General features: G+C 52.1%; 16 protein-coding genes. 8 read left to right on the top strand and 8 right to left on the bottom strand.

Annotated features, from left to right (window positions below):
• Window positions 1–65 precede the first annotated feature (65 nt).
• The 4 genes from hpf to DCW36_RS09125 all read right to left on the bottom strand — a co-directional run bounded on the left by hpf (window position 66) and on the right by DCW36_RS09125 (window position 2,841).
• Window positions 66–365: a ribosome hibernation-promoting factor, HPF/YfiA family gene (hpf, locus tag DCW36_RS09110; protein ID WP_114782228.1), complete on the bottom strand. Its 300-nt coding sequence runs from the start codon at window positions 363–365 to the stop codon at window positions 66–68.
• A gap of 24 nt (window positions 366–389) precedes the next feature.
• Window positions 390–1,268: a tyrosine-type recombinase/integrase gene (locus DCW36_RS09115; RefSeq protein WP_114782229.1), complete on the bottom strand. Its 879-nt coding sequence runs from the start codon at window positions 1,266–1,268 to the stop codon at window positions 390–392.
• A gap of 76 nt (window positions 1,269–1,344) precedes the next feature.
• The gene (gene rpsU, locus DCW36_RS09120) at window positions 1,345–1,539 is read right to left on the bottom strand and encodes a 30S ribosomal protein S21 (RefSeq protein WP_114782230.1); all 195 of its coding nucleotides are present in this window, start codon (window positions 1,537–1,539) and stop codon (window positions 1,345–1,347) included.
• Window positions 1,540–1,701: 162 nt separating this feature from the next.
• Window positions 1,702–2,841, bottom strand: a complete 1,140-nt coding sequence (locus tag DCW36_RS09125; RefSeq protein ID WP_114782231.1) for an acyl-CoA dehydrogenase family protein — start codon at window positions 2,839–2,841, stop codon at window positions 1,702–1,704.
• A 455-nt stretch (window positions 2,842–3,296) separates the two neighbouring features.
• Here DCW36_RS09125 and DCW36_RS09130 point away from each other — a divergent pair, with 455 nt between their 5' ends.
• The 8 genes from DCW36_RS09130 (at window position 3,297) to DCW36_RS09165 (ending at window position 15,849) form a co-directional block, all read left to right on the top strand.
• Window positions 3,297–4,040, top strand: coding sequence for a tyrosine-protein phosphatase (locus DCW36_RS09130; RefSeq protein WP_114782232.1), 744 nt, complete (start codon window positions 3,297–3,299; stop codon window positions 4,038–4,040).
• Window positions 4,041–4,063: 23 nt separating this feature from the next.
• The gene (locus DCW36_RS09135) at window positions 4,064–5,068 is read left to right on the top strand and encodes an NAD-dependent epimerase/dehydratase family protein (RefSeq protein ID WP_114782233.1); all 1,005 of its coding nucleotides are present in this window, start codon (window positions 4,064–4,066) and stop codon (window positions 5,066–5,068) included.
• Window positions 5,069–5,133: 65 nt separating this feature from the next.
• Window positions 5,134–6,531, top strand: a complete 1,398-nt coding sequence (locus DCW36_RS09140) for a tetratricopeptide repeat protein (protein WP_114782234.1) — start codon at window positions 5,134–5,136, stop codon at window positions 6,529–6,531.
• Window positions 6,532–6,536: 5 nt separating this feature from the next.
• Entirely contained in the window at window positions 6,537–7,325 is a 789-nt protein-coding gene (locus DCW36_RS09145; RefSeq protein WP_114782235.1) for a phosphosulfolactate synthase, read from the top strand.
• A 114-nt stretch (window positions 7,326–7,439) separates the two neighbouring features.
• Entirely contained in the window at window positions 7,440–8,402 is a 963-nt protein-coding gene (locus DCW36_RS09150) for a DUF368 domain-containing protein (protein ID WP_164891083.1), read from the top strand.
• Window positions 8,403–8,448: 46 nt separating this feature from the next.
• The gene (locus tag DCW36_RS09155) at window positions 8,449–9,186 is read left to right on the top strand and encodes a shikimate dehydrogenase family protein (protein WP_114782236.1); all 738 of its coding nucleotides are present in this window, start codon (window positions 8,449–8,451) and stop codon (window positions 9,184–9,186) included.
• 87 nt (window positions 9,187–9,273) lie between these two features.
• The gene (locus DCW36_RS09160; RefSeq protein WP_114782237.1) at window positions 9,274–9,669 is read left to right on the top strand and encodes a YkvA family protein; all 396 of its coding nucleotides are present in this window, start codon (window positions 9,274–9,276) and stop codon (window positions 9,667–9,669) included.
• A gap of 468 nt (window positions 9,670–10,137) precedes the next feature.
• Window positions 10,138–15,849, top strand: coding sequence for a metallophosphoesterase (locus tag DCW36_RS09165; RefSeq protein WP_114782238.1), 5,712 nt, complete (start codon window positions 10,138–10,140; stop codon window positions 15,847–15,849).
• Between the two features lie 158 nt (window positions 15,850–16,007).
• On the opposite strand, the gene uvrB is transcribed toward DCW36_RS09165, so the two are convergent.
• From uvrB to DCW36_RS09185, 4 genes are all read right to left on the bottom strand, one after another.
• Window positions 16,008–18,035 carry an excinuclease ABC subunit UvrB gene (gene uvrB, locus DCW36_RS09170; RefSeq protein ID WP_114782239.1) on the bottom strand — a complete coding sequence of 676 codons (2,028 nt, stop codon included), beginning with the start codon at window positions 18,033–18,035 and terminating at the stop codon, window positions 16,008–16,010.
• 796 nt (window positions 18,036–18,831) lie between these two features.
• Window positions 18,832–19,281: a hypothetical protein gene (locus DCW36_RS09175; protein ID WP_114782240.1), complete on the bottom strand. Its 450-nt coding sequence runs from the start codon at window positions 19,279–19,281 to the stop codon at window positions 18,832–18,834.
• Window positions 19,282–19,596: 315 nt separating this feature from the next.
• Window positions 19,597–21,255, bottom strand: a complete 1,659-nt coding sequence (locus DCW36_RS09180; RefSeq protein ID WP_114782241.1) for an outer membrane beta-barrel protein — start codon at window positions 21,253–21,255, stop codon at window positions 19,597–19,599.
• Window positions 21,239–21,817 (bottom strand): RNA polymerase sigma factor, encoded by a 579-nt coding sequence (locus DCW36_RS09185; RefSeq protein ID WP_114782242.1) that lies wholly within the window; start codon window positions 21,815–21,817, stop codon window positions 21,239–21,241. The genes DCW36_RS09180 and DCW36_RS09185 overlap by 17 nt, the downstream gene beginning before the upstream one ends.
• Window positions 21,818–21,936 lie beyond the last annotated feature (119 nt).

Genomic DNA, 21,936 nt, shown 5'->3' on the forward strand with positions numbered 1-21,936 from the left:
AAGCCGTTTTTGTTTATGTGTGCTTTCATCGGTTAGGATTAACCTGTATGCAGCACAGGCACCTGTCAGTGGGCCATCTGCTTTTCTTTAAACCGCTTGAGCTGGCGGCGCATTGCTTCTACGGCAGCATCGGCTGCTGCTTCAAAAGATGGGGCGTCTTCCTGCGAAAAAAGAGTAGCGCCGGGTACAAACAGTTTTATCTCTACAGTTTTTGTGTTAGTGCCGTCGTTGTTATTATGTTTAAGGAACACTTCACCTTCTACAATGCGATCGTAAAATGTATCCAGTTTGTTTATTTTCTGTCTTACAAATTCAATAAGCTGAGGGTCAGCATCGAAATGGATGGAATGCATCTGTAGCTTCATAGTCGTTTTAATTAAAGGTTTAACTTATGCCTTTGGATGAGCTTTCTCAAAAATTGATTTAAGCTTGTCTATCGAATTATGTGTATACACCTGCGTTGCCGCAAGACTTGCATGCCCGAGTAAATCCTTTATCGCATTCAGGTCAGCGCCTTTGTTGAGCAGGTGCGTGGCAAACGAATGCCGCAGCACGTGCGGACTGCTGTGTTCTGACGTGGTGATCATGCCGATATATTTCTTCACGACACGGTATACGAACTTCGGGTATAGGGGACGTGCCTTAGTAGTAACGAGCAGCTTTTGTGAATTGTTATCGGCATTTAACGTTTTCTTGGCAGCAAGATACGTTTCCAGCGAAAAATACAATGAATCGTTTATCGGAATGATGCGCTCTTTGTTGCCTTTGCCCAGAACACGTACCGTACGGGCATGTAAGTCGATATCAGGATGTTCGATGCCCAGAAGCTCCGAAAGGCGCATACCGGTACCATACAAAAACTCCAGGATGAGCTTGTCGCGGTGTCCTTCGAAATTATCTTCGAAAGTAAAGCTGTCGAGCAGGTTGTTAAAAGGTTCTTCCAGCACAAAGCCGGGCAGCTTTTTTGATGCCTTGGGTGGCCTGATGCGCAGCATGGGGTTTACGGAAATGCGTTGCTGCGCAAGTAAAAATTTGTAATAGGAGCGCAGGCAGGCTATCTTTCTGTTGATAGAGCGCGCCTCCAGGTGCTTTTGTACAAGCGACAGAATCCAGGAACGGATAATGGCGTGGTCTGCTTCTGCCGGATCGGTTAGCTGGTATACCTCTTTCAGGTACTCGGCAAACTGGCCCAGGTCCGTATGATAAGAGGTAAGCGTGTGGGGGCTGTACCGCTTTTCGTACTGCAGATATTTAAAAAATAAATCCATACATCAATATAGCCGATAAAAACTTAATCAGCTACACTAATGTATGGAAAAATATTTTTATATGTAAAAACGACGACTAGTAGTTCTCGTTTGCAAAGAGTTGCTGCTTATATTTAGCGCGCTCTTTCTGCTTTCTTTTAGAAACAGATGGTTTTTCAAAAAAAGTTCTGGATCTTAACTCCTTCAGAACGCCTGTTCTTTCAAACTTCTTCTTAAATCTCTTTAATGCACGGTCTACAGACTCGTTATCTTTTACGTTTACAATGATCATATAATTACTTGGTTCTTCTGATATTTGGGTTGCAAATTTACGAAACAGATTCCTTAAAAATCAACACTTTGAGAAAATATTTATCTTAAAGTGTAAAAGAAAGTACACCGGCGCTAAAAAATAGCGTCAGTATATTGGGTTTACGCTGTTGTGGTGCAGGAGTTACTTCAGGATGGCCCTGGAAATCACGAGTTTCTGGATTTCGCTGGTGCCTTCGCCGATGGTGCATAATTTGGCGTCGCGGTAATATTTTTCGGCCGGGTAATCTTTGGTGAAGCCGTAGCCCCCGAAAATCTGCACCGCCTCGTTTGCCACCCGCACCGACACCTCGGAGGCATAGAGCTTGGCCATCGCCGATTCTTTGTTTACATCCAGGCCCCGGTCTTTCATGTCCGCAGCCTGGTAGGTGAGGAGGGAGGCGGCTTCTATTTCGGTGGCCATGTCGGCCAGTTTAAAAGAGATGCCCTGGAAGCTGGCAATAGGCTTGTTAAACTGCTGCCGCTCCTGTGCGTACGCCACTGACGCCTCAAAAGCACCCTGGGCAATGCCCAGCGATAAGGCCGCGATAGAGATGCGGCCGCCGTCCAGCACTTTCATGGCCTGCACAAAGCCTTCGCCTACCTGCCCGATTACCTGGTCTTTGTGCACGCGGCAGTCCTCGAAGATGAGTTCGGTGGTTTCGGAGGCGCGCATGCCGAGCTTGTCTTCTTTGCGTCCGGCGCTGAACCCTTCGGTGCCTTTTTCGATGATAAAAGCGGTCATGGCATGCGAATCGCCCACTTCCCCGGTTCTTACAATGACCACCGCTACGTTGCCCGACTTGCCATGCGTGATAAAATTTTTTGCGCCGTTGATCACCCAGTAATCGCCGTCCTGTACGGCTACCGTGCGCATGTTGCCGGCATCGGAGCCGGTGTTGGGTTCAGTCAGGCCCCAGGCGCCAATCCACTCGCCGGTGGCGAGTTTGGGCAGGTACTGTTGCTTCTGCGCTTCGCTGGCAAACTGTAGAATATGGCCGGTACACAGCGAATTATGCGCCGCCATCGACAGCCCGATGGAACCGTCAATTTTCGAGAGTTCGGCAATGGCTGTTACATACTCCACGTAGCCAAAGCCCGAGCCGCCGTAGGGAACCGGTACCAGCACACCCATCAGCCCCAGCTTCCCGAGCGCCTTAAATACCTCCACCGGAAATTCCTGGCTTTCGTCCCAGGCACGCATGCTGGGCTTGATGTGCTTCGCTCCAAAGTCACGGATCATGTCGGCGATCATCCGCTGGTTTTCTGTCGTTGTGAATTCCATGGTTCTAAAGTGTAGAGATGTAGTCGCGTATTTAACGGCAGGTAGCTGCCGGTTGTTGGCACAGCTGCTTGCCTGTTTCGGCCTTTCCCGTTGTTGGTAAAATCTGCTCTTGCCTGTTACTTAGCCTAACGGAAGAGGTGCCGCGCCTGTTCGTGATTTTGACCTGAAAAATGTGCTCCTGTAATAAGCAGCGGGTAAAAGGAGGAGCAGAGGCTGTGGTGGCTGCAGCAGCAGACTTTTTCAGGGCTTTTTCGGGTTTACTGCTGCTGCCACCACAGCCTTGCCTGCTGCTGTGTGCCACCAGGAATAGTGCATGGCAGGCTATTTTTGCTTTACATTTCAGAATCGCCTCCTGCAGCCTTTTGATGCTGCCTTAAATTTGTGTTATTTTGAATTCTGTTTTGCAACTTGTACAAGCGCATCTGGTTGGCTTGGGAGGTGTAATTTTTCTGTAAATGATAAAGTTTTTTAAAGGCCTGTTTGGAGGGTCTGTTCCGGAAGCTTCGTTAGCCAGTCTTGGGGTCGATATGCATTCGCACATCCTGCCCGGCCTCGACGATGGTTCTGAAAACGTGGAGCAATCGTTGGAGCTGGTGCGGGAAATGCAGGAACTGGGCTACCGTAAGCTCATTATGACCCCGCACGTGATGAGCGACTTTTACAAAAACACCCCCGAAGGTATCCGGGAAAGGCTGGCCCTGTTGCAGCAGGCGGTAACAGACGCCGGCATCGAAATGGAGCTGGGCTGTGCTGCAGAGCATTACCTGGATGAGGGGCTGCTGGATAAGCTGGAGGCAAAACAAGAACTGCTGACCTTCGGCGACAATTACCTGCTCTTCGAGACTTCGTTCCTCAACGAGCCCCTGAACCTGCGGCAGGCGATCTTCCAGATGCGCTCGATGGGGTACAAGCCAGTGCTGGCGCACCCGGAGCGGTACACCTACTTTCAGGGAAAGCTTAAGGAGATGGTGTCGCTGCGGGAACTGGGGGTGCTGTTCCAGGTGAACCTCAACTCGCTTTCGGGGTATTATTCGGAGGGCGCAAAGCATGTGGCCGAGCAATTAATCGACGGGGGCATGGTGGAGTTTTTAGGCTCCGATGCACACAACCTCAAGCATACCGGGGCACTCCGCCGGGTACTGACCAGCAAATACCTGCACAAGGCACTGGCGCTCCCTTTACGCAATAATCAACTTTAATCCTTATACCTCTCCTCGCTACTATGACGGTTTTTGTTACGGGCGGCAGTGGCCTGATAGGGAGCTTTCTACTCGAAGCGCTGGTGGCGCAGGGGTACACCGTTAAGGCGCTGTACCGCGGCCAGGTTCCTGCTGTCTCCGTTGCCCGGAAGGTGCAGTGGCTCGAGGGGGATGTGCTGGACCCGGTCATGCTGCGGGAGGCGCTGCAGGGCGTGCAGTATGTTTTTCATTGTGCCGGGCTGGTGTCGTATGCGCCGCAGGACAGCGAACTGCTCCGGCAGATTAACGTGGAAGGTACTGCCAACGTGGTAGATGCCTGCCTCGAAGCCGGCGATGTTAAGTTGTGCCACGTCAGTTCCATCGCAGCTGTAGGACGCCCCAAAGGTGTAGCGGTGCTGACCGAAAAAAATAAGTGGGACCAGGCCGAAGAGCACTCCGCCTATGCCAGCTCCAAGTATTTTGGCGAGCTGGAAGTGTGGCGTGGCGTAGCCGAAGGACTGAAAGCAGTAATCGTAAACCCGTCTGTGGTGCTGGGGCCCGCCGACTGGAACCGCAGCAGCACGCGGCTTTTCCGGTACGTGTACAACGAGAATTCTTTCTACACCACCGGCACGGCCAACTTTGTGGATGTACGCGATGTGGTGGAGGCCATGTTGCGGCTAACTTTCTCGGAAATTTCATCAGAAAGATTTATATTAAACGCGGGACAGCTGGAGTTTAAAAAGTTCTTTGAACTGGCGGCCCGGTGCCTGGGGAAAAAAGCGCCTGCCTGGCGGGTGGTGCCGGCACTGGCAGAGGTGGTGTGGCGCCTGGAGCATGTGCGGTCGCTGCTAACGGGCGCGAAGCCCCTGATAACCAAAGACACGGCACGGGTTTCGGGCAAGAGCCACCTGTTCAGCAACGAAAAAATAAAGCAGGCCACCGGGCTGGAATTCAGGCCGGTGGGCGAAACCATCGGCTGGACCTGCAGCCAGTTGCTGCAGCAGTTGCCTGCCGGCAACCAGGCAGCGGCTGCCAGGGCAATCTAAACTATTTGCAGGGATAAAATGTACTATGATAAAGCTACCATGTGGCAGCTTGTTGGAATTTGGAGATGAAAGATAACTTTGACGATCACAGCGAAGAACTGGAGTTGATAAACCGGTTTGAACAAATGCTGGGAAGTAGTGAGCCTGCTTTTTTCGACCTGAACGATTTTGAATATATAATTGACCATTATACCGCCAACTTTGATTACAAGAAGGCAATCATCGCCTGCGACTCTGCCATTGCGCAATACCCTTTCTCGAACGAGCTCCTGATAGACAAGGCGCAGCTGCTGGCGATGTCCGGCAGTTTTGAAGAGGCACTGACGCTGATTGAGCAGGTGGCCGAAGTAGAAACCGAAAATCCGGATGTTTACCTGACGCGCGGCATCATTTTTACCCAGCGCAGCGATTTCCGCGATGCCGTGGACCAGTTCAAAAAAGCCCTCGCTTTTGCCGACGACCGCGACGATATTTTCTTTAACATCGGCCTGGCCTACCAGACCTGGGGCAAGTTTAATTCGGCTATTAAATACTACAGGAAGTGCATTGTGCTCAACATCGAAAACGAAGCGGCCATGCAGGAAATTATTTACTGTATGGAGGTAACAGGCACCATGCGCGAGCAGTTGCCCTTCTTCCAGGAGTTCGTCGACAACGACCCCTATTCGTATGTTGCCTGGTTTAACCTGGGCAATGTATACAACAAACTGGGCATCTACGATAAAGCCATCGCAGCCTACGACTACGCTACCATCATCAAACCGGATTTTATCACGGCCTATAACAACATGGCCAATGCCTATGTGTTCCTGGGCGAGTATACCAAAGCCATCGAGGCCTTTAATGCAATGCTGGAGCAAGGCACCCCCTCTGCCGAAGTGTACTGCAACATTGGCGAGTGCTACGAAAAGCTGAACCAGTGGGACCTGTCCAGGAGGTATTACCAGAAGTCCGTTGACCTGGACCCGGAAATGGACGAGGCGTGGTTTGGCATTGGCGTTATACTGGATGCGCAGGGCAAGTGGTACGAGGCGGTTCACTTTTTTAAGAAAGCTGTAAACCTGTACGAAGACAGCGTAGATTACTGGGTGGCCCTGGCCGCGGCTGAGTACCATGTGGGGCACGTGGTGTCGGCGCTGGAGAGTTATGCACGTGCCGCCGAGATACAACCCGGCGATAAAGATATTTACCTGAACTGGTCGATTATCCTTTACGAGCAGGGAAATTTTGATGAAGCCACCGAGATAATTCTCAACGCCATTGATATACAACCAGACGAAGCAGAGCTCTATTACAGGGCCTGCGCTTACATGCTTTCGGCAGGAAATTACAAAGAAGCATACAATTATCTGGAAAATGCATTAATTTTGGACTTTGATAAACATAAGCTGCTCTTCGAGTTCTTTCCGGAACTGGAGTCGCAGCGTGCATTATCCAGGTTAATAGATCAGTACCGTAAATAACCCAAATGACTCATAATTATTTGCTTAACAACCTTCCGGAGCGTGAGCCGAAGCCTCGCGAAAGAGGATTCACGATGGCTATGGACAAAGGCCTCAGTATCCGGGAAGTAGAAGATTTTATCGAGGTAGCAGGAGACTATGTTGATATTGTGAAGCTGGGGTGGGCTACATCGTATGTAGTGCCTAACCTGCAGAAGAAACTGGATATATTTAAGGAAGCCGGCATTCCTGTTTACTTTGGAGGTACCCTGTTCGAAGCGTTCGTGGTTCGCAACCAGTTCGACGATTACCGCCGGGTATTGGACAAATACAATATGACCTTTGCCGAAGTGTCGGACGGTTCGCTGGATATGGACCATGACCGCAAGTGCGAGTATATCCGGCTACTTTCGGAGCAGGTTACCGTGCTGTCGGAGGTTGGTTCTAAAGACGATACCAAGATTATCCCGCCTTACATGTGGATAAAGCTGATGCAGGAAGAACTGGATGCCGGTGCCTGGAAAGTAATTGGCGAAGCCCGCGAGGGTGGTAATGTCGGCCTTTTCCGATCGACAGGCGAAGTAAGAAGCGGCCTGGTGGAAGAAATTCTGACCAAGATTCCGTTTGAGAAAATACTGTGGGAGGCGCCGCAGAAAGCGCAGCAGGTATGGTTTATCAAACTGCTGGGCCACAACGTGAACCTGGGAAATATAGCGCCCAGCGAGGTGGTTCCGCTCGAAACCATCCGGTTGGGGCTGCGTGGCGATACCTTCAGCCATTTCCTGAATTTAGAGAATACCAACTTTAAAGGGTAAATCATCCATTATAAATAAAATTGCCCGCCCGGTCATAATAACCGGACGGGCAATTTTTTATTACCACCTTTTACTAAATTTGCTGTTCAGAACTGGCGAGCATATCACCCGATAATGAAAAAAAGAAGAAATTTAAAGGAAAACCTGCTGCTTTTCTCCAAAGGCGTGGGCATGGGCGCTGCCGATGTGGTGCCGGGTGTTTCAGGCGGGACCATTGCGTTTATCACCGGTATTTACGAAGAACTGCTCGGGGCTATCCGCTCTGTAGATGGCGATGCAATCAGGTTGTTGCTCCGGTTTAACCTGGCAGGCTTCTGGAAGCATATCAACGGCAATTTCCTGGTGGTGCTGCTGGCAGGCATTCTCTTTTCGGTAGCCTCGCTGTCACGCCTCATCCTGTACCTGCTCGATAACCACTCCGAAATGCTTTGGGCGTTCTTCTTCGGGCTGATCGTAGCTTCTGCGGTAGTCGTAAGTAAAAAGATAACCCAGTGGCGGCCAGCGGTTGTGGTGGCAGGACTGGTGGGTATTGTGGCTGCTTACCTCATCACGACCATGTCGCCTACGCAATCGCCGGAGGCGTACTGGTTTATTTTCCTGTCGGGCGCTATTGCGATCTGTGCCATGATTCTGCCGGGCATCTCGGGCAGCTTTTTGCTGGTGCTGCTGGCCAAGTATGAGTTTATTCTGAATGCCGTAAAAGACCTGCGGCTGGATATTATTCTCACCTTTGCCCTAGGCTGCGTGACCGGTATCCTGGCTTTTTCGCATGTGCTTAACTGGATGCTGCGGCACTACCACAACCTGACGGTGGCCCTGCTCACCGGCTTTATGGTGGGTTCGCTGAACAAAGTATGGCCCTGGAAAAACACCCTCCAGACCTACACCGACCGCCACGGCGTGGTAAAACCGCTGGTGCAGGAAAACGTGTCGCCGCTGGAGTACCTGGAGCTGACAGGTCGCGAGCCTTACCTGCTGTACGGCATCCTGCTGGCTGTTTTCGGTTTCCTGCTGGTGTACCTCGTAGACCGCTACACAGACGAGAGTGCTACCAAGGCAAAAAGAGTAACCGTATAAAGAGCCGCTTTTACGGCTCCACATTCATCACCAAAAAATTACCGCCATGCGAAAGTTCGGGCTTATTGGTAAAAAGCTAGGCCACTCGTTCTCCAAAAAATACTTTACCGAAAAATTTACCCGCGAAGGCATAAACGATGCCGTGTACGACCTGTATGAACTGGAATCAATAGAAGCGTTTCCGGCCTTGCTGGCACGCGAGCCGGAACTGGTGGGGCTGAACGTAACGGTGCCGTACAAAGAAGTCGTGATACCTTTCCTGGATGAGCTCGATCCCGCTGCTGCCCGGATAGGAGCCGTCAATACCATCCGCATCCAAAACGGCAGAAAGACAGGTTATAACACAGACTATATCGGCTTTAAGCATACGCTCGAAAAGTTTTTCCCGGTGCAGCCGGGAGCAAAGGCGCTGGTATTGGGAACAGGCGGTGCCTCCAAAGCAGTGGTTGCTGCCTTGGACGCACTACAAATTGCGCATACCTATGTTTCCCGAAATCCACCTGCCGGAGGGGTAACATACGAAGAGCTGAACCAGGAAATGCTGGCTGCACACCAATTGATCATCAATACCACACCGCTGGGCATGTACCCGGCTACCGAGGCTTGTCCGCCCCTGCCTTACGAACACCTGACGCCAGCGCACTACCTCTACGACCTGGTGTACAACCCCGAAAACACCACCTTTATGCAGAAAGGGGCAGCGGCCGGAGCGCAGGTGATGAATGGCCTGGACATGCTCTACCAGCAGGCCGATGCCGCCTGGGCGATCTGGAATAGGCGTTAAATAAGAAACTTTTATCCTGCTGCTGAAGAATGTTGTAACTTTTACTTATCATCTTCTCGTACAATCACCAAAAATGAGGAGAGAGATATGACGCAGTTACATATACTGAAGCAGAAAACCCATGAGCTGAATACTGAAATTTACGCCCTCTATTTATCGTTCCGCGATAAACGGGTAGCGTGGCCCGTGCGCCTGCTGCTGGCGTTCATGATCGGCTACGGCATCAGCCCGATCGACCTGGTCCCCGATTTAACACCTGTATTCGGATTCCTGGACGATATTGTGCTGGTAACAGTTGGGCTGAGTATGGCGTACCGTTTGGTAGCGAAAAATATTCTGGATGAATCGCGTATGCATGCCTACGAAGTGCTGCATACGGATGGCGAGAAAGAAGCAAACCGTATTGTATTATTTGCCTGGATGCTGGCCGCAGCGCTGGCAGCCATTTTACTTTATAAATTATTGTTCCTGGATGCGCTCTAGCCGCCTGCCGGGAAAACCGATCTGAAAAACTACATCTACCCGAAAAAGGAGAGCGAAAGCTTTCCTTTTTTGTTTTACGGCAGCTTGCCTGAATGATACAGCCAAAAGGTATCCACCTGCTCCCGTTCCGAAGGCTTATTTTGTTCTGCTGTACCTGCCACCACAGCCTCTGCTGTACTGCTGTGGCAGGCGGTTAATGCGAAATGGAGTTATTAACGGTTTACCCCCTCAATCTTGCCATTGACAAAAATCTGAAGCCAGTCTACGGAATTCTCCTGCTATCCTGCCTGCATCCTGCTGCTGTTTTCTTAACAATTCCGTAAACCAAGTATCCCCTAAATTTTGCATAGCCAGCTTCACTTTTAACTGGACTTTTTTTCATCAAACACAGGGCGTTTGAACAGCACTATACTGGTGTGGTCGTTTCAAAGGCCACATTTTTATTTATGCTGTTTTATTACTTCTTGTATGATGTTGAAGGGAATTACGCTTCTTTATGTGGTACTGCTTGCCTTTAAGGTGGCAGCTCAGTCCACGCTTGTACCATTCAATTCTGCCTGGCGCTACCTGGATAACGGTACCGACCAGGGCACCGGCTGGCGTGCCGCTTCTTTTGACGACAGTAGCTGGAAAACGGGCACGGGCAAGTTTGGCTACGGCGAGAGCGGCCTATCCACTGTTGTAAGTTTTGGCCCTGATGCAAGTAATAAATTCATCACTACCTATTTCAGGAAAACCGTTACCATTTCCGATGCCGGTGCCTACACCTCCTTTACAGGCAGCCTGTACTGCGACGACGGGCTGGTGGTGTATGTGAACGGGGTGGAGGTGCACCGCTACAACCTCCCCACAGGCTCCATCTCCTACACCACCCTTGCTTTCGATGCCAGTGACGACGGAGAAGACATGCACACTTTTACCATCAGCCCTTCCGCTTTTGTAAGCGGTACCAATATACTAGCCGTAGAGGTACACCAGTCAAAGCTGAATACTTCGGATATGGTATTTGACCTGGCACTGTCCGGCACAGCTGGCGTTCTGCCCCAGGTCACCCAAAACAGCCTGACCGTGAGTACCTCCGGCAGCGGTGCCGTTACAAAAAGTCCCGACCAGGATACGTTTGACAGCGGCAGCATCGTCTCCTTAACGGCAACACCGGCCTCCGGCTATACCTTTGCCGGCTGGAGCGGCGATGCATCAGGAACTACCAACCCGCTGGCGGTAACTATGAATGGCAATTTATCCATTACGGCTAATTTTGTTGCCGTTTCCAGTGAGCAGCAGGTAACGGGCTTTGTGCTCATTGATTCGAACACCGAGCAGGAAGTAAAGCCTATCTCCGACGGTGCTGTCATCAGCCTGGCCTCGCTGCCTTCCTCTAAAGTAAACATCCGTGCTGTCACCTCCCCGCCCTCGGTAGGTAGTGTGGTCTTTGAGCTGAGTGGCACCCAGCGCAAGACCTATACCGACAGGGCTGCTCCCTATGCGTTGCACGGCGACGACGGCAGTGGCAACTACTACTATGGTAACTGGAATCCGCCGGCAACAGGCTCCTACACGCTCAAAGCCACCCCCTACTCCGGCAGCGACGGCAGCGGCACGCCCGGCATACCGCTCACTATTTCCTTCACGATTGTGGAGCGGGATCTGACGCCTCCTGCGGTGGTAAGCATTTCCCGTCAGGCGCCTGCTGCCAGTACCACAGATACAACATCGGTTGTATACAGAGCTACATTTTCTGAAAAAGTAAGTGGTGTTGATGCAGCTGATTTTGTTCCGACCGTAACTGCTGGCGCTTTGGTGGCCAGTGTTTTTTCGGTAGTTGCCGTTGGTTCCGGGGGCACTACCTACGACATCTCCGTCAGCTCTATTGCGGGGGATGGGGTGCTGCGCCTGGACCTGAAGGCAAGTGGTACCGGTATAGCAGATGCGGAAGGCAATACGATCAGCAGCGGCTTTACCGGCGGGGAGAGCTACACTATCCGGCAGGACCTGGTGGCGCCGGTGGTGCTGAGCATCAACAGGCAATTACCAGCTTCTGACACCACCGATGCTACAGCTGTTACGTTCAGGGTTACTTTTTCGGAGCAAGTAAGCGGTGTAGATACAAGCGACTTTGCACTTGCCATCACGGGTGTGTTAACTGGCAGCATAGATTCAGTAGCTGCTGCGGATACAACCGGGACCAGCTACTACATCACCGTCAGCTCGGTTAGAGGAAATGGTATGCTCCGGCTGGATTTGGAAGCAGACAGTACCGGGATTACAGATACAGCAGGAAATGTCCTCAGCAGCGGCTTTACCGGCGGGGAGAGTTATACCATCCGGCAGGATGTGGTGGCGCCGGTGGTGTTAAGCATAACAAGGCAATCGCCGGCAGCAGACAGTACCGAAGCTGCTGCTGTTACCTTTCGGGCCATCTTTTCAGAAGGAGTAAGTGGTGTTGACATAAGTGATTTCGGCCTTACCATCTCCGGCCCGCTGACAGGAACAATCGACACTGTAGCTGCAATTGACACCCTGGGCACTACCTATGACATCACCGTTGGTTCTGTTTCTGGGAACGGCATTTTGCGCCTGGACCTGAAGTCTGGTGGCACTGGTGTTGCAGATGCAGCAGGCAATGCAATTGAGGGCGGCTTTACGGAAGGAGAAAACTATAAAATATGGCAGGATCTGGTAGCGCCAACGCTACTGACGATCAGCAGGAAAACACCTGCAGCCGACACCACCGATGCTACAGCTGTTACCTTCCGGGCAACTTTCTCTGAAGCAGTGCGTGGGGTGGATGCAGCGGATTTCAGCCTTTCCTTAACCGGTAACCTTACCGGTGTAATAGAGGCTGTTACTGCTGCAGATTCAACAGGTGCCGGCTACAACATAGCTGTTAACGCCATAGCCGGAGACGGTGAACTGCGGCTGGACCTTAATGCAAGTGGCACTGGCATTACGGATGCTGTGGGCCATGCTATCAGCAGCGGCAACACGACCGGGGAAACGTATACTGTGCTGCAGGCGCCGGTAGTGAAAAGCATTAACAGGCTGTCGCCGGCTGCAGATAGTACCGATGCGACGGTCGTAACTTTCCGGGTTACTTTTTCAGAAGTGGTTAAGGGTGTTGATGCATCAGACTTCACCCTCGCCGTTTCTGGTAAGCTTTCCGGAACCATTGATTCGGTAGCTGCAGCGGATACAACAGGAGTTAGCTATGACATCACAGTCAGCCCGGTTTTGGGTGATGGAAAACTGCGTCTCGATCTGAAAGCAGCCAGCACCAACATCGCCGATGCTGTTGGTATTAACATCAGCGGAGGCTTTACCAGTGGCGAAAGCTATACCATCCGACAGGATGTCACAGGGCCGGTCGTGACAAGCGTTAGCAGGTTGCTGCCAGCAGCAGACAGTACGGATGCTGTTTCCGTTACTTTCCGGGCTATCTTTTCAGAAGAAGTAATTGGTGTGGATGCCGCAGACTTTTCTGTTGTTACAACCGGTATGCTGACCGGGGTGATAGATTCGGTAGCTGTAGTTGCTTCCGATAGCACTACTTTCGACATTACTGTCGGTTCTATTGCAGGAAACGGTAAACTCCGGCTGGATCTCAACGCCAGTGGCACGGGTATCTCAGATGCCGTGGGCAATGCCATCACGGGCGGCTTTACCACAGGAGAAAGCTATACCATTCGGCAGGATGTGGTGGCGCCAGTGGTGCTGAGCATCAACAGGCATGCACCTGCTACCACTGTTACCAGCGCCACTACTGTCACCTTCCGGGCCACCTTCTCCGAAAGTGTTAGCGGGGTAGACAGGGGAGACTTCACTTTTACTGCTGTTTCAGGTGGAGTGAGTGGTGTGCTCGCCCCGAACGCAGTAGCCGCCGTAGGCACAGGTGGTGTGCTGTATGACATTACCGTGAGCGCTTTAACAGGAAGTGGTACAGTGCGGCTGGACCTGAAAGCTGACAGCACAGGCATCCTGGATGCAGTTGGCAATAGTAGCAGCGGCGGATACACCAGCGGGCAGACCTATGTAATTGATCCAACCGTCCCGCAGGTAATGGGCTTTGTGCTTATTGATGCGAATACCGAGCGGGAGGTAAAATCTGTTTCAGACGGGGAAGTGATCAGCCTGAGCTCGCTGCCTTCCGCTAAAGTAAATATCCGTGCCATCACCACCGTTGCACCAGTGGGCAGTGTGATCTTTGAGCTGAGCGGCACCCAGAGCAAGACCTATACCGACAAAGCTGCTCCCTACGCCCTGCACGGCGACAACGGCAGCGGCAACTACTACTACGGCAACTGGAACCCGCCTGCCACCGGCAGCTACACCCTCAAGGCCACCCCGTACTCGGGCAGCGATGGAAGCGGCACAGCCGGGCTTCCGCTCATCATCTCCTTTACTTTTGTGGAGCAGGGCGGGCAATCTGGTTCCGGACCGGGCATCCTGACCCGCGGCCCTTACCTGCAGATGGGCAATCAGACGGCCATGACCTTACGCTGGCGAACTTCCACGGCCACCGATTCCAGGATAGAAGTCGGCACCACCTTTGGCGCCTACACCCTCTCCGCCACCAACCCCACGGTTACAACCGAACATGAAGTCAGGATTAGCGGCTTAACTCCCGGCACCAGATACTACTACCGCTTCGGCAGCTCTTCGCAGGTTCTTCAGGCCGACCAGAGCAACTTCTTCAATACGGCTCCTCCCGCCAACACGACAGGTAAAATCAGGATTGCCGCCTTCGGCGATTGCGGAGCAGATGACAACGGCAACCGCACCGGCTCCCTGAACTCCTACCTCACCCACACCGGCAGTAACCCGGCAGAACTCATGCTGCTGCTGGGCGATAACGCTTATCAGGATGGTACCGATGCCGATTACCAGAATGAGTTCTTCACCCCTTACAGCAGTACCATCCTGAAAAACCATGTGCTTTTCCCGGCTCCCGGAAACCACGAGTATCGTGAAATTGCGCTGACCGAACGGAATGCCGGCGGCTACTACAAAAGCTTCTCGATGCCCACGGCAGGTGAGTGTGGCGGCGTACCTTCCGGTTCCAAAGCCTTCTACTCCTTCGACTGGGGCAACATCCACTTCATCAGCCTCGACTCTTATGGCGTGGAAGCACTGGATAACACCAAGCTCTATGATACGCTGGGTGTGCAGGTGCAATGGCTGAAAAAAGACCTGGCAGCCAACTCTAAAAAGTGGGTGATTGCCTATTGGCACCACCCGCCTCACACAAAAGGCAGCCACAACTCCGACACAGAGGGCGAGTTGATCAGGCTTCGCCAGAACTTTATCCGCATCCTGGAACGACATGGGGTAGACCTGGTACTTACCGGCCACAGCCACAACTACGAGCGCTCGTACCTGTTAAACAACTACTATGGCACCGAAGCTTCTTTCAACCTGGCCACCCATACCAAAAGCACCTCCAGTGGGAAATACAACGGCAGCGCCAACTCCTGCGTCTACGTGACGGCCTCCGGCACCAGAAACCACGGGACAGTATATGTAGTAGAAGGCTCTTCGGGCAATTCAGGAAGCGTACAGTCCGGGTACCCGCACAACGCCCTGCCGTTTGCCGTAAACGATGGCGGCATGCTCTACCTGGAGGTGGAGGATAACCGCTTAGACTGCAAGATGCTGCGCAAGGACGGCACCATCTTCGACCAGTTCACCATCATGCAGGATGTGAACAAGACAACTACCATCGGCACGGCTCCTGGTAACCAGGTGCAGCTGACCGCCTCCTGGGTTGGGACGTACCGGTGGTCCAACGGTGCCACCACACGCAGCATCACTGTTAGCCCGTCTGCCTCTACTGTTTACTCTGTGTCTGATGCTTACAACTGCCTGACCGATGTGTTTAATGTGAACACCGAACCGATGGCTGCCAATGCGCAGAGCCAACTGTACGAGGAAGATCCTACACTAGCGCAGTCTGTTATTGTATCGCCCACTGAGGCAAAGCGAGGCACCAGCATTACTGTTCAACTAACCGATAAGGAAATAACGGAAGCCTTTGTGACGGACGAAAGGGGTAACACACTTCAGTCTTATAAATTCAGCGAGGCTTTTCTGATAGAGACAACGGATCTCCCTGCCGGTACTTACTATGTAAACGTGATCAAGAATCAAAGCACGGCAAAGCTTAAAATTCTTATTACCGATTGATCTACTGCTGCCGTCATCTCACCTGTCTTGCATCAGCAGAGGCTGTGGTGGCAGATGCAGCAAAACAAAAACAACAGGCTACTTTCCTGGAAATAAAAAACCGCCCCTGCCAGTGCAACAGCACAAGCAGGGGCGGCAACTAAGGCAGTAGCTGGAAATTAATCCCGCTTCGTTTTCAGGAGCTTTCTCAGCTCGGCCAGTTCGTCGCGGTATTTGGCGGCTTGCAGGAAGTCGAGTTCTTTGGCGGCGGCTTCCATTTGCTTTTCGGTTTTCTTGATAAGCTTCTCCAACTCGTCGCGCTTCATGTGCTGCACGATAGGTTCTGCAGCCAGCGTTACCTCTTCCGGACCGGCATACATCTTCACTTCCTTCTTCCTGGAATCCGCTACGGATGTCTGCTCGTAAATCTCGTCCGTGGACTTGAGTACGGTGCGTGGCGTGATGCCGTGCTGAATGTTGTAAGCCATCTGTGTTTCGCGGCGGCGGTTGGTTTCGTCCATCGCGCGCTGCATGGAACCGGTGATGCGGTCGGCGTACATAATTACTTTGCCGCGTTCGTTACGGGCGGCCCGGCCCATCGTCTGGATGAGCGAGCGCTGGTCGCGCAGGAAGCCTTCTTTGTCGGCATCGAGGATGGCTACCAGGCTTACTTCCGGCAGGTCGAGGCCTTCGCGCAGTAGGTTTACGCCAATCAGCACGTCGATATCGCCGAGGCGCAGCTCCCGGAGTATCTCTACCCGGTCCAGCGTCTTCACCTCGGAGTGCAGGTATTTCACCTTGATATTGAGGCGCTCCATGTACTTGCACAGCTCTTCGGACATGCGCTTGGTGAGGGTGGTTACCAGCACGCGTTCTTTCAACTTCACACGCTCGTCTACCTCGTCGAGCAGGTCGTCTACCTGGTTGGCGCTTGGCCGCACTTCTATTTCCGGGTCGAGCAGGCCGGTCGGGCGGATGATCTGTTCCACTACCACCCCTTCCGATTTTTGGATCTCGTAATCGCCGGGCGTGGCGCTTACGAACACCACCTGGTGCATCATGCTTTCGAACTCATTGAAAGTGAGCGGGCGGTTATCCATGGCGGCCGGTAAGCGGAAACCATAATCTACCAGCGACACTTTGCGGGAGCGGTCGCCCCCCCACATGGCGCGCACCTGCGGCATGGTTACGTGGCTCTCGTCTATCACCATCAGGTAATCGTCGGGGAAGTAGTCGAGGAGGCAGAAGGGGCGCGAGCCGGGGGCGCGGCGGTCGAAGTAGCGGGAGTAGTTCTCGATGCCGGAGCAGTAGCCCAGTTCCCGGATCATCTCCAGGTCGAACTCCGTCCGTTCTTTAATGCGCTTGGCTTCCACGGGGCGGTCCTCTTTCAGGAAGTACTCGTGCTGCGCCACCATGTCGTGCTGTATCTCATAAATAGCCTGCTGCAGCGTATCCTTGCCGGTAACGAAGAGGTTGGCAGGATATAAAGTGATGGCAGTTTCGTCGGATAATTTTTTACCTGAAGCAGGATCAATACGATGTATCGCCTCCAGTTCATCGCCGAAGAAATAGAGGCGGTAGGCAAAGTCGGCATAGGCCGGAAAAATATCCACGGTGTCGCCTTTTACCCGGAATGTTCCACGTGTGAACTCCACTTCGGAGCGGCTGTACAGGATCTGCACGAAGGTGTAGAGTAGGTTGTTGCGGCTGTAGCGCTGCCCCGGTGCCAGGTGCAGCACATTCTTACCAAACTCTTCGGGGTTACCGATACCATAGATACACGATACCGACGCCACCACCACAATGTCGCGGCGGCCCGAGAGCAGTGCCGAGGTAGTATGCAGCCGCAGCTTCTCGATTTCTTCGTTTATGGCCAGGTCTTTTTCGATGAAAACATCCGAAGCGGCAATGTAGGCTTCGGGCTGGTAGTAGTCGTAGTAGGAGATGAAATATTCTACCGCGTTGTTGGGGAAGAACTGCTTAAATTCGCCGTACAGCTGCGCTGCCAGCGTTTTGTTGTGGCACAGCACCAGCGTCGGTTTGCCGGTGTTTTTGATCACGTTGGCCATGGTAAAGGTTTTACCTGTACCGGTGGCTCCTAACAATACCTGCGCATGCTCGCCACGGTTTATACCGTCGGTCAGCTGCGCAATGGCTTTCGGCTGGTCGCCGGTCGGTTGAAATTCTGATGTTAACTGAAAATCCATGCTATACTTTTACGGAATGTAAAGATATAGTATAACACCCAAAAGCGCCCGAAAGTTTAGGAGTTTGGGAGTTTGAGAGTTTAGGAGTTAGAAAGTTAGAAAGTTTAGGAGGTAGAAAGGTAGAGAGGTAGAATTTGTAGGGGTTGAAGGTTTTCAACCTTGTAACAGAGAGGTAGAGCGGTTGGGGGGATGGCTGTAGAGACACGGTGCCCGCGTCTCCTGCACGAACCACAAACAAACCCAATCCTGTTATTCCTTAAATCTTCTTAATCTTGTTCAGACAAACCCAATCCTGAAAATTCTAAAATCCCGTAAATCCTGATTCAGACAAACATAAAATCACACCCATCATACTCATCACTACCATCAACGGTCAAAAAAGGAAAAAGCCTGCTGTACCACACCAGGCTTTTTGCAAACAATATCCCAAAAAATAAGCAGTAAGCGTTAACGCAATGTTAGCTGCCACTACCGCACTGCTGACCTGTTAGGCAACATCGCGCTTATGGCAAAATCCCAGTTCTGGTTGCAGAACTGTGCGAATCATGTCGGCCTCAACATCCTCCGGTTCAGGCGCAGCAGTTTCTCAACTGATTACCAGCAACGACAGGCAGAGGTATAGCAGTGCAATAAAAAAAGTAGGTTTCATAGTTTTAGTTTTGTACTAATGGATCGATAGGTTCTTGTATAAAAACTGATATTGTTTCAGGTAAAAAAAGGGTTCTGCTCCTGCCTCCACTGCCTCTGCACAAGCTTTGGGTGGTAAATGTGTGCATCTTGTGTTAGCAATCCCGGGTTAGCGGGTTAAGTAATAGGTATCGGTAAAGATGGCATTGGGGTCGCGGCCAATAAAGGTGTTTCGTAACACCAGTCGCTTTGCCTTTGCTTCTTCCAGCTCGAACCGGCCCGACCACTCGCCTTTGGTTAATACAACGCTGCCCTGCAGGGTGTAGGAAGCTTTAAATTGCTCTTTTTGTTGCTGCTGTGGCCTTTCTGTAAGTACAAGGAAAGCACTGTCGGCCCTGAATTCGAAGTAGTCGCCGGTGCTGCCGGTGTAGGTACTGACGGTGCAGTTCCGGTCGCGGCACAGCTGGTAATCAATCTTCTCGATGGTCCATTTTCCGGTAATTGCCTGCAGCACCTCGTCTGCCTGCAGCAGCGGCACAGGCGCTTCACGCTCCATACAACCGGTAGCAGCAAGCAACAGCAGCAGCACTATCCAAAACTTAAAGGCAATGTAATTCATAGCAGGAGCCCGTAAGAGCTACAGTAGGTTAGGTGTCGCAGTACGTATTTTAAATTTTCGCTGGTATGCCTGCTGTTATACTTCTTTGGGTGATAAGCATTAGTTGCCCATCAAAACCGAAACGAGCAGGAGCACCACCAACACAAACCATCCCATCAGGTTCAGGTTGAAAATTTCTGCAAAGGCAGCAAAAGAGTCGAATATCGTTTTCATAAGCGCAGTCTGGTTAGAGGTGGAACTACTTACCTTCTATACTATTATGACCCTTTCTGCGGCTGGATGGTTGCACGCTTCTATAAAAATTTTACGAAAAATTTATTTTTTATCCAGTGTGTACTGTATCCCCATATTTACCCCGAACGAGTAAGGTTTTCCCTGCGGAGCCAGTGCCTCGTCGGGCCGGGCCAGCATGGTGCTGAAGTACCGGCGGAACTCCGGTCCAATTACCACCATCACCGATTCTGAGACACGCTTGCCGATGCCGGCGCCCACATTGCCCGAAAACTGCACTTCGCGGAACGGCGAATCTTCGTCGCGGCTGCTGTACTTAACGGAGCCGATCTCTGCTGAAGTTGCTTTTATTTCACTGCCCAGGTTAAAGTTGGCTGCCACCCCTCCGGACGCGTACCAGTACCAGTCTTTGGCAATTTTACTTTCATACTGCAGCCCCAGCGGCACCGACAGCTGCTTGTAATCATAGTTCACATAGAACGGGTCCGTCTGCTCTACCGAAATGGAATCGGTGGTGAAGCCGTTGTTGAGCGATGGTAAAAAGATGGTGGAGGCCAGTTCGTAAGGTTCGCGCGTGCCGGGCCGGAACCAGTACTGCCGGATGACATACGTGGTTTTGGTGCGGGCCGAGTTGCGGCTGTAGCCTATGCCGGTGAGCAGTTTCCATTTTTTGCCCAGCCTGATGCCTGTTCTGGCCTCTACGGCATACGAGAAAGCAGCATCGGTATTGTCTTCGAACTCTTCGCGGGCAGCCTCCATGTTTTCAGCTGCAAAACGTGAGGTGCTGGGGCCGGGTGCTACCAGGCTGTTCCGGCTTACGGTACTCATCATCTGGTTCGGCAGGCCGATGTTCTGGTTAAAATACGCCGGTCCGTAGGCCATGCCCAGGCTCAGGCGGCTGTCACCGCCTGCAGCGGTTTGACCTGCTTTTTTATCGGACTGATTTAGGCTCGCGAACGACTTTGTAAGGGCTTCTGCCTGGCTATCGTTGTTGCTGCTTACGGTAGTAGCGGCAGCAAAAGAGTCTTTCAGTTTTTTCTGTTCTTTAGATAAGGCAACGATGCTGCCTGCATTCCGCAGCATTTGCTGTACCGCCAGTTTATCGGCGGCTGCCTTATCGCTGTCTGCTGCGATGCCAGCGGTAGCACCAGGTACAGGAGTTTCATCCTCCTGCACAGCCGCTGGTGTTGTGGCGGCGATGGTGTTGCCCTGGCCTTCATTGTTTGTCAGCAGTTTGAGCAACTCGCCTGCGTTTACCGGCACGTCGCCTGCGGCAGGTGCTTTTTTAGCCGCCAGTGCCTGGTCTGCACCAGCCACCACAGCTTCTGCTGTTCGCTGTTTGGGTTGTGGTGCGGCAGGCGCTGTATTAATGCTGGCAGCACCTGTTGTTTCGTTTGCTGCCACTCCGGTAGCTTCAGTAGGTTGATCGGCTGCTTTTTCTGCAGCTGCCAGTCCGGTTGTGGGGTTGTTTGCAGGAGCAGTGGCTGTGGTGGCTGGTGCAGCTAACTCTTTTTTGTATTCAAAAGTAAGCAAGGCACCGGCCAGCATGAACAGCACAAAACAGGCCGCCGCCAGCCGCTTGTAGATGAACAGGCGGTCTTTATACTCCCGGTTTTCGTTTACGGTCAGTTCGTGCTCGATGCGGCTCCACAAATCAGGTGCAGGCGCGACTTCAGCATCGTGCATCCTGCTCCGGAACTCTTCTTCCAGCCTCCCGCGCTCTAGTTTATCTGCTGATGACATGCTCTTTAAATTTATGTTCCTGCCGTGCCAGCATCTCCTGCAGGATAACCCTGGCGCGTGAATATTGTGATTTTGAAGTGCCTTCCGAGATGCCCAGCATTTCGCCGATCTCTTTGTGGTTGTAGCCCTCTATGGCATAGAGGTTGAACACCATCCGGTACCGTGGTGCAAGACTCTGAATCAGGCCAAGCAACTCGTCCAGGCTGTAACCTGTCAGGCTGAAACTGTCGGTGCTGACGCTGGCGGCTTCCTCCGTTTCGTGCGACACCGTGAGCAGCGACTTCTGGCGCAAATGTTTCAGGGCGGTGTTGATCATGATGCGCCTGATCCAGAACTCAACCGGGCAATCCTTTTTGAAATTCTGAATGTTGGCAAATACTTTCACAAACCCTTCCTGCATCATGTCTTCCGCCTCGAAATTAGTTGGTGCGTACCGCAGGCACAGCGCCATCATCTTTTTAGCATAGAGGTCATAGAGCTTCTGCTGCATTTCCCGCTTGCCGGCAATGCACCCCTCTATGAGTTTTTCCTCGTCTGACTTTGGCTTAGTAAACAGTTTCAATAGCTGCCTTCTTAAAGACTTACATACCTATGATACCTGAACCCGCAAAAGGGTTGCAAGCAGCAAAATATTTTTTCAAAATTCTCCGGCAAGGCGCTGCCGGCACAAATGCGAACCTG

This window comes from Botryobacter ruber, assembly GCF_003347595.2.
Classification (GTDB): domain Bacteria; phylum Bacteroidota; class Bacteroidia; order Cytophagales; family Hymenobacteraceae; genus Pontibacter; species Pontibacter ruber_A.

Coding starts and splice junctions, on each gene's coding strand:
- DCW36_RS09150 (WP_164891083.1), top strand. CDS start 7,440: ATGAAAAAAAGAAGAAATTTAAAGGAAAACCTGCTGCTTTTCTCCAAA.
- DCW36_RS09160 (WP_114782237.1), top strand. CDS start 9,274: ATGACGCAGTTACATATACTGAAGCAGAAAACCCATGAGCTGAATACT.
- DCW36_RS09155 (WP_114782236.1), top strand. CDS start 8,449: ATGCGAAAGTTCGGGCTTATTGGTAAAAAGCTAGGCCACTCGTTCTCC.
- rpsU (WP_114782230.1), bottom strand. CDS start 1,539: ATGATCATTGTAAACGTAAAAGATAACGAGTCTGTAGACCGTGCATTA.
- DCW36_RS09165 (WP_114782238.1), top strand. CDS start 10,138: ATGATGTTGAAGGGAATTACGCTTCTTTATGTGGTACTGCTTGCCTTT.
- DCW36_RS09125 (WP_114782231.1), bottom strand. CDS start 2,841: ATGGAATTCACAACGACAGAAAACCAGCGGATGATCGCCGACATGATC.
- DCW36_RS09140 (WP_114782234.1), top strand. CDS start 5,134: ATGAAAGATAACTTTGACGATCACAGCGAAGAACTGGAGTTGATAAAC.
- DCW36_RS09115 (WP_114782229.1), bottom strand. CDS start 1,268: ATGGATTTATTTTTTAAATATCTGCAGTACGAAAAGCGGTACAGCCCC.
- DCW36_RS09175 (WP_114782240.1), bottom strand. CDS start 19,281: ATGAATTACATTGCCTTTAAGTTTTGGATAGTGCTGCTGCTGTTGCTT.
- DCW36_RS09180 (WP_114782241.1), bottom strand. CDS start 21,255: ATGTCATCAGCAGATAAACTAGAGCGCGGGAGGCTGGAAGAAGAGTTC.
- uvrB (WP_114782239.1), bottom strand. CDS start 18,035: ATGGATTTTCAGTTAACATCAGAATTTCAACCGACCGGCGACCAGCCG.
- DCW36_RS09135 (WP_114782233.1), top strand. CDS start 4,064: ATGACGGTTTTTGTTACGGGCGGCAGTGGCCTGATAGGGAGCTTTCTA.
- DCW36_RS09130 (WP_114782232.1), top strand. CDS start 3,297: ATGATAAAGTTTTTTAAAGGCCTGTTTGGAGGGTCTGTTCCGGAAGCT.
- hpf (WP_114782228.1), bottom strand. CDS start 365: ATGAAGCTACAGATGCATTCCATCCATTTCGATGCTGACCCTCAGCTT.
- DCW36_RS09145 (WP_114782235.1), top strand. CDS start 6,537: ATGACTCATAATTATTTGCTTAACAACCTTCCGGAGCGTGAGCCGAAG.